Raw genomic sequence first — 9,096 nt, 5'->3', positions numbered from 1 at the left:
GAGCAGCCCCACACTCCGCGCGGCGGCGGGCTCGCCGGGAGGTGCGACGGTCGCCCAGGAGTCGGGCATCGGCGGCTCGACCGGCGGCATGTCCTCCTCCGGCGGCTCCTCGTCGAAGGGGGGCTCGTCGCCGGCGGGGGCGGCTGCAGCAGCGGCGGCGGCGGGAGCGGCGCGCACCGGCTCGGCGCCCACGGCGGGGGCCTCGACCGGAGCGGACGGAGCAGCCGCCTCGGCCGCAGGGGTCGGATCGGCGGGGATCGCCACCGTGGCCCAGCCGTCGGAGCCGGTCGCGGCCGGGATCGACGCAGCCGGAGCGGGCGCGGCGGTCGCCTCTACGGCGGCGCGCTCGGCCTCGGGGGCAGCGGCGCGCGGCTCGACGCGGGCGATGTACTTCACCCGCAGGCCGAGGACCTGCTGGATCGCCTGACGCAGGTACTCGCTGACTCCGGGCTGCCCAGCGGTTCCCGGCATCTTGAACGACTCGACGTCGTTCTGGCTCGGGAACGAGAGGGTCAGCACGTCGTCCTTGAGGGCGCGCACCTGGGCGGTGTAGGCCACCAGCCAGGCGGTCATCTTCGCCTTCTGCACGACCTCGAGGATCTCGGGCCAGGTGTCCTTCATCCGCTGGAGGGTGACCGCGCCGTCGGCGGGTGCGTCGCCCGCGGTCGCGGCGGGCGCGGAGGCAGCGGCCGCCTCAGGGGACGCAGCGGCCCGATCCGACGGCTCCTGCTCGACCGGCTCCGGACGAGCAGCCGCGGCGGTCGTCGCGCGGGGGCGTCCTGACTCGGCCGACGCGGACTCGTCCGCCTCCGGCGCGGCCGCCGTCTCCTCGGGCGCCTTCACCGGCGGCGCGGCGACCGGTGCGGACGCGGTCACCGGCGCCTCGGTGCGCGGAGCGGCCGCGATGGTCTCGGGCACCGAGCCGGGAGCGGCGGCGTGCGAGGCGTGGTGGGGCTCGGGCGCACGGGACGGCTCGGACGCGCGCGACGCCTCGGACGACCGCGGGGCGGGCGCCGCGGACTCGCGCGGAGGGGCCACGTGCCGCGGGCGCTCCTCCTGGGCCGCGACGGGCGCGATGCCGGCGCCGGTGCCGTGCACCAGGGTTCGGGCGATCATCAGCTCGAGGTGCAGGCGCGGCGAGGTCGCACCGGTCATCTCGGTGAGGGCCTCGTTGACCACGTCGGCGATGCGCGAGAGCTCGGCCAGGCCGAGCGCGCGCGACTGGCCGGCCATGCGGTCGAGCTCGTCCTGCGAGACGCCGCGGAGGACGGCCGAGGCCGCTCCCCCGGTCGCCGCGACGACGATCAGGTCGCGGAGCTTCTCGAGCAGGTCCTCGACGAAGCGCCGCGGGTCCTGCCCCGTCTGGATGACGCGGTCGACCGCTCCGAACGCCTCGGCGGAGTCGTGCTCGGCGAGCGCGTCGACCACCTCGTCGAGCAGGGCGCCGTGTGTGTAGCCGAGGAGGGCGACGGCCCGCTCGTACTCGACGGTCTCGGCCTCGGAGCCGGCCATCAGCTGGTCGAGCAGGGAGAGCGTGTCGCGGACGGACCCGCCGCCCGCGCGGACCACGAGCGGCAGCACGCCGGCCGCCACGTGCACGCCCTCGCGCTCGCAGAGCTCCTGCGTGTAGTCGAGCATCTGCGCCGGCGGGACGAGCCGGAACGGGTAGTGGTGCGTGCGCGAGCGGATCGTGCCGATGACCTTGTCCGGCTCCGTGGTCGCGAAGATGAACTTCACGTGCTCCGGCGGCTCCTCCACGATCTTGAGCAGCGCGTTGAAGCCCTGCGGTGTGACCATGTGCGCCTCGTCGAGGATGAAGATCTTGAAGCGGTCGCGCGCCGGGGCGAAGATGGCGCGCTCGCGCAGATCGCGCGCGTCGTCGACTCCGTTGTGGCTCGCCGCGTCGATCTCGACCACGTCGAGCGAGCCCTGGCCCTCGCGGCTGAGCTCGACGCAGCTGTCGCAGACGCCGCAGGGGGTGTCGGTCGGGCCCGTCGCGCAGTTGAGGCAGCGGGCGAGGATGCGCGCCGAGGTGGTCTTGCCGCAGCCGCGGGGGCCGCTGAAGAGGTAGGCGTGGTTGACGCGGTTGGTGCGGAGCGCCGTCATGAGCGGATCCGTCACCTGGGACTGGCCGATCATCTCGGCGAACGTCTCGGGCCGGTACCGGCGATACAGGGCTGCTACCACCCGACAAGAGTAGCCGCGACCTCCGACACCGGAGCCGGGACGGCGGAGACCGGAGCGCGCGTAGCCTCGGTCCCGTGCTCCCGCCGCCTCCGCTCCCCCGCTTCGACGCGGTCGTGCTCGCCGGCGGACGCGCCTCCCGCCTCGGCGGCGCGGTCAAGCCGCTCCTCCGGCACCGCGAGTCGACGCTCCTCGGCACCGCCCTCGCAGCCGTGCGCGGAGCCGAGCGGAGGGTCGTGGCCGGACCGTCGTCGCTCGCACCGGCCGTCGACGGCGCCGAGCTCGTCCAGGAGGATCCGCCGTTCGGCGGCCCGGTCGCCGGCCTGGCCGCCGCGCTGTCCCTGCTCGACCGCCCGGGCGCTCCGGACTGGGTCGTCGTGCTCGCCGCCGATCTCGTCGCCCCCGCTCCCGCCGTGCACACGCTGCTCGAGGTCGCGTCGAACGCCGTCGAGGCCTCCCTCCTGGCCGTCGACGCGAGCGGCCGAGCCCAGCAGCTCCTCGGCGTGCACCGGCGAGCGGCCCTCGTCGAGGCGCTCGCCGCGCTCGGCGATCCCGACGGCGCCTCGGTGCGCGCCCTCCTCCGGGACCTTCCCCCACGGCTCGTGACGGTGCCCGGAGGGACGACCGACGACGTCGACGCGCCCGCCGACGCGCACCGGCACGGGATCGACCTGCCGGGCCCGCGCGGCGCAGACTGAGCGGATGGACGACACGACCGGCCCCCGCCCCTCCGCCTCCGACGGCGCCCGCCCCACGGAGGAGGTGCTCGCCGGCTGGTGGGCCGAGCTGTGCTCCGCGCTCGGCCTCGGCGAGGTCCCGGTGGACCCGGACGCCCTGCTCGCCCTCGCCGGTCGCGCGGCGCACGGAGTGGTCCGGCCGGCGGCTCCGCTGACCACGTTCCTCGCGGGCTACGCGGCGGGCCTGGCCGGGGGTGGCCGGGACGCGCTCGACGCGGCGCTCACGGCCTCGCACCGGGCGGTGGACGAGCGTCCGCACGCCTCCTGAGACGCTACTCCACCGGCCTCGATCCGGCACCAGGTCGACGCCGTACGGTTCCCCCGAGTCCCGGTGCCGCGGCTCGGACCGAGAGCGGCGCAGGACTCCCGCGGCCGACTGCGCCGCGGTCGTCCATCTGAAGGAGCCCCGCATGTCAGGCAACAGAGCCGTCGCCTACAAGTCCCCCGGAGTCGTCGAGGTCATCGACATCGACTACCCCACCTTCGAGCTGAAGGACGGACCCGGCGTCAATCCGGCGAACATCGGGCGGAAGCTGCCGCACGGCGCCATCCTCCGCACCGTCTCCACCAACATCTGCGGCTCGGACCAGCACATGGTCCGCGGCCGCACCACCGCTCCGTCGGACCTCGTGCTCGGCCACGAGATCACCGGCGAGGTCGTGGAGGTCGGCCCCGACGTCGAGTTCGTCAAGGTCGGCGACATCGTGTCCGTGCCGTTCAACATCGCCTGCGGCCGCTGCCGCAACTGCAAGGAGCGCAAGACCGGCATCTGCCTCAACGTGAATCCGGACCGCCCGGGCAGCGCGTACGGCTACGTCGACATGGGCGGCTGGGTCGGCGGGCAGGCCGAGTACGTGATGGTCCCCTACGCCGACTGGAACCTCCTGGTGTTCCCGGACCGCGATCAGGCGCTCGAGAAGATCCTCGATCTGACGATGCTCTCGGACATCTTCCCGACGGGCTTCCACGGCGCGGTGACCGCCGGAGTCGGCGTCGGCTCCACGGTCTACGTCGCAGGAGCGGGACCGGTCGGACTCGCCGCGGCGGTCGGAGCGCAGCTGCTCGGAGCGGCCGTCGTGATCGTCGCGGACCTCAACGAGGAGCGTCTGGCGCAGGCGCGCTCCTTCGGCTGCGAGACGGTCGACGTCTCGAAGGGCGATCCGGCCGGCCAGATCGAGCAGATCCTCGGCGTGCCCGAGGTCGACTGCGGAGTGGACGCCGTCGGCTTCGAGGCGCACGGCAACGGCGCCGACTCGGGGAAGGAGGCGCCGGCGACGGTGCTGAACTCGCTGATGTCGATCACCGCGGCGGGCGGCGCCCTCGGCATCCCGGGCCTCTACGTCACGGGCGACCCGGGCGGAGTCGACGAGGCGGCCCAGGAGGGCTCGCTGTCGATCCGCCTCGGGCTCGGCTGGGCGAAGTCGCTGTCCTTCACCACGGGCCAGTGCCCGGTCATGAAGTACAACCGGCAGCTGATGATGGCGATCCTGCACGACCGGGTCCACATCGCCGACGCGGTCCAGGCCACCGCGATCAGCCTGGACGACGCTCCCCGCGGCTACGCCGACTTCGACAAGGGCGCCGCGAAGAAGTTCGTGCTGAACCCGAACGGCTACCTGGGATGACCGACGGGGCGGGTCCTGCCCAGGGCCCGCCCCGAGCCCCGGGAGAATGGACGGGATGAGCGCGCACGGGCACGAGGCGACCGACTGGGACGAGGCCAGGCGGATCGTCGGCGAAGCGGTGGCGCGCTCCGGCGTCTCGAGCGTCCCCCTCCTCGACGCCCGCGGAGCCGTCCTCGACCGCGCCGTCGCCGCCGCCCGGCCGCTCCCCCACTACGACTCCTCGGCCATGGACGGCTGGGCCGTGCGCGGACCCGGGCCCTGGCCGCTCGAGGACGGCACCGCCGCTCCGATCGTCACCGGAGCGGCCGTGCCCGACTGGAGCGACGCGGTGCTGCCGTCCGAGCAGGGCGCGGTCCGCGACGACCTGCTCACGGCGCGGGCGCCCCTCCCGCCCGGCCGCCACGTCCGGCGCGCGGGCGACGAGGCCGCCCGCGGAGCCGTGCTGGTCGATGCCCGGACCCGCCTCACTCCCGCGCACCTCGCCCTGCTCGCGGTCGCCGGGATCGACGCGCTCGATGTCCGCTCGCCCGCCGCGGTCGACCTGCTCCTGACGGGGGACGAGGTCGACACCGAGGGGATGCCGCCCGCCGGACGGGTGCGCGACGCGTTCACGCCGCTGCTGCCCGCGCTGGTCGAGCTCTCGGGCGGAGCCGTGGGAGAGATCATGCGCCGCGGCGACGACGAGGACGCGATCGCCCGGACGCTGCTGACGGGCACGGCGCCGATCCTCCTCTCGACGGGCGGGACCGGGCGCTCCCGGGTGGACGCGGTCCGTCGCGCCCTCGATGCGGTGGGCGCGCGCGTCCTCGTCGACGGAGTCGGCATGCGCCCCGGCCACCCGACCATGGCTGCGCTGCTGCCGGGCGGGACGCTGGTGATCGCTCTGCCGGGCAATCCGCTCGCCGCACTCCTCGCGGCGCTCTCCTTCCTGCCGCCGGCCCTCGACGCGGCGTCGGGCGCCGCTGCCCGGCCCCTCGGCCGGGGTGTCCTCGCCGAGCCGCTCGGGCGCGCGGGGACCACGGTGCTCGTGCCCGTCTCCTCCGGCGAGGACGGCTGGCGGGCCTCCGCCGGCATCCGCTCGCACATGCTCACCGGTCTCGCCGCTTCGGAGGCCGTGGCCGTCGTCCCCGCACCGGGAGCGGCAGCGGGCGACTCCGTGCGCCTGCTGCCGCTGCCCTGGTGAGGCCTACGCCGCCGGTTCGAGGCGGATCACGACCGACTTCGAGGTCGGCGTGTTGCTGATCTTCGCGGTCGAGTCCAGCGGCACGAGGACGTTCGTCTCGGGGTAGTAGGCGGCCGCGCAGCCGCGGGGCGTGTCGTACGCCACGACGCGGAACGCCTCCGCCCGCCGCTCGACGCCGTCGGGCCACTCCGAGACCAGGTCGACCATCGCGCCGTCCGCGAAGCCCAGCTCGGCGACGTCGTCGGCGTGGACGAACACCACCCGGCGGCCGTCGTGGATCCCGCGGTAGCGGTCGTCCTTGCCGTAGATCGTGGTGTTGAACTGGTCGTGCGAGCGCAGCGTCTGCAGCAGCAGCCTGCCCTCCGGAACCCGCGGGTACTCGAGCGGATTCGCGGTGAAGCGGGCCAGGCCGGAGGGCGTGTCGAAGCGGCGCGAGTCGCGCGGCGGGTGCGGGAGGACGAAGCCGCCGGGCACGTCGATCCGGGCCTCGAACCCGTCGAAGCCGGGGACGACGTTGGCGATGTGCGAGCGGATGCGGCGGTAGTCGTCGCGCAGTCCCGCCCAGTCGACCCGCGGGACGTTCTCGCGGCCCTCGAGCAGCCGCTCCGCGATCCCCGTGAGGATCGCCACCTCCGAGCGCAGGCCCGGGCTCGGCGGGCGCAGGCGGCCCCGGGAGGCGTGCACGGCGCTCATCGAGTCCTCGACCGTGACCCGCTGCTCGCCCGAGCGCTGCACGTCGGAGTCGGTGCGGCCGAGGGTGGGCAGGATCAGCGCGCGCCGGCCGGTGACCACGTGCGAGCGGTTGAGCTTGGTCGAGACGTGCACGGTGAGGGCGAGCGAGCGCATCGCCGCCTCCGTCACTCCGCTGTCGGGCGTCGCCCGGGCGAAGTTGCCGCCGAGCCCCATGAACACGCGGGCCTTCCCGTCGCGCATCGCCCGGATCGCGGCGACCGTGTCCGTCCCGTGCACCCGGGGGGAGGAGAAGGAGAACTCGCGGTCGAGCGCGTCGTGGAAGGAGTCCGGCATCCGCTCGAAGATGCCCATCGTGCGGTCGCCCTGCACGTTCGAGTGGCCGCGCACCGGGCAGACGCCCGCGCCGGGCTTGCCGATGTTGCCGGTGAGCAGGAGCACGTTGACGACGTCCTTGAGCGTCGCGACCGAGTGCGCGTGCTGGGTGAGGCCCATCGCCCAGCAGACGACGGTGCCCTCGGACGCCGCGATCAGCTCGGCGACGGTGCGGATGCGCGTCTCGTCGATCCCGCTCGCCCGCTCGATCTCGTCCCACTGGACCTCCCGCAGCCCGTGGAGGTACTCGGTGAGGCCGCCGGTGCTCTCGCGGATGAAGGCGTGGTCGAAGACGTCGCCGCGCGCCTCCTCAGCCTCGAGCAGCGCCTTGCCCAGACCCTGGAACAGGGCCTGGTCGCCGCCCAGCCGGACCTGGAGGAAGTGGTCGGCGAGGGCCGTGCCGTCGCCCAGGGTGCCGCGGACGGTCTGCGGGTTCTGGAAGCGGAGCAGCCCCGCCTCCGGCAGCGGATTCACGGCCACGATGGTGCCGCCGGCGCGCTTGGCGCGCTCCAGCGCGGTCAGCATCCGCGGGTGGTTCGTTCCGGGGTTCTGGCCGGCGACGATGATCAGCGGTGCCCGCTCCACGTCGCGCAGGCTCACCGAGCCCTTGCCGATCCCGATCGTCTCGGTGAGGGCGGATCCGCTGGACTCGTGGCACATGTTCGAGCAGTCGGGCAGGTTGTTCGTGCCGAAGCCGCGGACCATCAGCTGGTAGACGAAGGCCGACTCGTTCGAGGTCCGGCCGGACGTGTAGAAGATCGCCTCGTCGGGGCTCGCGCAGGCTCGCAGCTCCTCGGCCACGAGGTCGAGCGCCTCGTCCCAGCCCACCGGCCGGTAGTGCGTGGCGCCCTCCTCGAGCAGCATCGGCTCCGTCAGCCGGCCCTGCTGGCCGAGCGCGAAGTCGTCCCACTCCTCCAGCTCCGCGACGGGGTGCGCGGCGAAGAAGGCCGAGGTGACGGTGCGGAGGGTGGCCTCCTCGGCGACCGCCTTCGCTCCGTTCTCGCAGAACTCGGCGACGTGGCGCTTGTCGCCCTCCGGCCAGGCGCAGCCCGGGCAGTCGAATCCGGTCTTCTGGTTCACCCGCAGGAGCGTCTCGGCGCTGCGCACCGGGCCCATCTGCTTGAGCGAGATCTCGAGGGCGTGGGCGACGCCGGGGATCCCGACGGCGCGTCTCTTCGGCGACCGGACGGAGAGGCGGCTCTCGTCGATCGGACTCTCGCGGGGCTCGGCGTCATCGACCATTCCTGCATCGTACGTCCGTACCCCGGCATCGCTCCCGGTTCCCGGTGGGAGGATGACCTCCACCGCCTGAGGAGACCCATGAGCCGCAGTGTCGCCCGCACCCGCCTGACCGCCGTCCGCGCCGGCGATCCGCCCCGACGCCGCGAGGACGTCCTGGCCGTCGAGGAGCCGCTCGAGATCCGCGTCGGCGGACAGCGCTTCAGCGTGACCATGCGCACGCCCGGCGACGACTTCGACCTGGTCGCGGGATTCCTGGTGTCCGAGGGGGTGCTCACCGAGTCGGAGCAGCTGGCGGCGATGCGCTACTGCGCGAGCGGCTCCGGTCCGGGCGAGAACACGTACAACGTGGTCGACGCGAGCGTCCGCGGCGGGCGGGAGGCCGTGCTGCTCGAGCGCGAGCGGTCGGTCTACACGACGAGCTCGTGCGGAGTGTGCGGGCTCGCGTCGCTCGAGGCGGTCGCCACCGACTCGGCGTGGAGCGTCGCGGAGGACGACCTGCGGGTCGAGCGGGAGCTGCTGGTCTCGCTCCCCGATCGGCTCCGCGAGGCGCAGGCGGTGTTCGAGCGGACGGGCGGCGTCCACGCGGCCGGGCTGTTCGACGCGGACGGCTCGCTGCTGGTGCTCCGGGAGGACGTCGGGCGGCACAACGCCGTGGACAAGGTGGTCGGCTGGGGGCTCCGGGAGGGGCGGCTGCCGTTGAGGGGGACGCTGCTGCAGGTGTCGGGTCGCGCCTCGTTCGAGCTGGTGCAGAAGGCCGTGATGGCCGGCATCCCCCTGCTCGCCGCGGTCGGTGCCCCGTCGTCGCTGGCGGTGGACCTGGCTCGCGACTCCGGCCTCACCCTGATCGGTTTCAGCCGCGGCTCCGGCTTCAACCTCTACGCGGGCGACGCGCGCCTGCTGCCCTGAGCCGGGCTCCTCAGCCGGCTCCTGCCGATGGAGCAGCCCGCGCAGCAGCCGCATCGAGATCTCCTCCCTCGCGCTCGGACTCGATACGCCGCGTCCCGCGGCTACTCGACCAGCAGGAGGGCCCGAGTATTCGGCAGAGGGCCGCGACCCGGAA

At 74.2% G+C, this 9,096-nt stretch carries 7 protein-coding genes; 5 read left to right on the top strand and 2 right to left on the bottom strand.

The window, feature by feature from the left end:
• Positions 1-2,187: DNA polymerase III subunit gamma and tau (locus C5D66_RS15175; protein WP_104326983.1), on the bottom strand; the 2,187-nt coding region annotated here is incomplete at its 3' end.
• 74 nt (positions 2,188-2,261) lie between these two features.
• On the opposite strand from C5D66_RS15175, the gene C5D66_RS15170 reads away from it, so the two are divergent.
• The 4 genes from C5D66_RS15170 (at position 2,262) to C5D66_RS15155 (ending at position 5,729) form a co-directional block, all read left to right on the top strand.
• Positions 2,262-2,882, top strand: coding sequence for a molybdenum cofactor guanylyltransferase (locus C5D66_RS15170; protein WP_258061603.1), 621 nt, complete (start codon positions 2,262-2,264; stop codon positions 2,880-2,882).
• 4 nt (positions 2,883-2,886) lie between these two features.
• Complete coding sequence (locus tag C5D66_RS15165; RefSeq protein ID WP_219814208.1) at positions 2,887-3,189, top strand: DUF6457 domain-containing protein; 303 nt, start codon at positions 2,887-2,889, stop codon at positions 3,187-3,189.
• Positions 3,190-3,331: 142 nt separating this feature from the next.
• Complete coding sequence (fdhA, locus tag C5D66_RS15160) at positions 3,332-4,546, top strand: formaldehyde dehydrogenase, glutathione-independent (protein WP_104225123.1); 1,215 nt, start codon at positions 3,332-3,334, stop codon at positions 4,544-4,546.
• Positions 4,547-4,601: 55 nt separating this feature from the next.
• Positions 4,602-5,729 (top strand): molybdopterin molybdotransferase MoeA, encoded by a 1,128-nt coding sequence (locus C5D66_RS15155; protein WP_181067956.1) that lies wholly within the window; start codon positions 4,602-4,604, stop codon positions 5,727-5,729.
• 3 nt (positions 5,730-5,732) lie between these two features.
• On the opposite strand, the gene C5D66_RS15150 is transcribed toward C5D66_RS15155, so the two are convergent.
• The gene (locus C5D66_RS15150; protein ID WP_104256675.1) at positions 5,733-8,036 is read right to left on the bottom strand and encodes an FdhF/YdeP family oxidoreductase; all 2,304 of its coding nucleotides are present in this window, start codon (positions 8,034-8,036) and stop codon (positions 5,733-5,735) included.
• 78 nt (positions 8,037-8,114) lie between these two features.
• Between C5D66_RS15150 and fdhD the strand changes: the two genes are divergently transcribed.
• Complete coding sequence (fdhD, locus tag C5D66_RS15145) at positions 8,115-8,942, top strand: formate dehydrogenase accessory sulfurtransferase FdhD (protein ID WP_104256674.1); 828 nt, start codon at positions 8,115-8,117, stop codon at positions 8,940-8,942.
• Positions 8,943-9,096: the final 154 nt, after the last annotated feature.

Source organism: Rathayibacter sp. AY1B4 (assembly GCF_002932815.1).
Taxonomy (GTDB): domain Bacteria; phylum Actinomycetota; class Actinomycetes; order Actinomycetales; family Microbacteriaceae; genus Rathayibacter.
This window is presented reverse-complemented; position numbering and strand designations above follow the sequence as displayed.